1 protein-coding gene is annotated in these 879 nt (G+C 64.2%); it reads left to right on the plus strand.

Annotated elements, in window-relative coordinates; translation table 11 throughout:
* Positions 1 to 879: HAD-IC family P-type ATPase (locus RZR99_RS32935; protein ID WP_323123844.1), on the plus strand; the 879-nt coding region annotated here is incomplete at both ends.

Consider the following 879-nt stretch of genomic DNA (forward strand, 5'->3'; position numbering starts at 1 on the left):
CTTCCTCGATCCGCCGAAGGAATCGGCCGCGCCGGCGCTCGCCGCGCTGCGCGAGAACGGGGTCGACGTGAAGGTGCTGACGGGCGACAACCCGATCGTCACGATGAAGGTCTGCCGCCAGGTCGGCCTCAATCCGGGCAAGCCCGTGCTCGGCCCTGAAATCGAAACCCTCGACGACGCGACGCTCGCCCGGGTGGTCGAGCGCGCAACGGTGTTCGCGAAACTCACGCCGCTGCAGAAAGCGCGGATCGTCAAGGCGCTGCAGGCGAACGGACACACCGTCGGCTTCCTCGGCGACGGCATCAACGACGCCCCTGCCTTGCGCGACGCCGACGTCGGCATCTCGGTCGACAGCGGCGCGGACATCGCGAAGGAAACCGCCGACATCATCCTGCTCGAAAAGAGCCTGATGGTGCTGGAAGAAGGCGTGATCAAAGGCCGGGAAACCTTCGGCAACATCCTCAAGTACCTGAACATGACCGCCAGCTCGAACTTCGGCAACGTGTTCTCGGTGCTGGTGGCGAGCGCATTCCTGCCGTGGGAGCCGATGCTCGCGACCCAGTTGCTGATCCAGAACCTGATCTACGACACGTCGCAGATGCTGCTGCCGTGGGACAAGATGGACCCCGAGTTCCTGAAGAAGCCGCGCAAGTGGGAAGCGAAGAACATCGGCCGATTCATGCTGTGGATCGGACCGACGTCGTCGGTGTTCGACATCACGACGTACGCGCTGATGTGGAGCGTGTTCGGCGCGGGTGCGCTGTATCACCTGCACGGCGGCGCGGGCGGCCAGATCGTGATGAACTCCGGCTGGTTCATCGAAGGGCTGGTGTCGCAGACGCTCGTGGTGCACCTGCTGCGCACGCAGAAGATACCGTT

Source organism: Burkholderia alba, from assembly GCF_034721475.1.
GTDB lineage: Bacteria > Pseudomonadota > Gammaproteobacteria > Burkholderiales > Burkholderiaceae > Burkholderia > Burkholderia alba.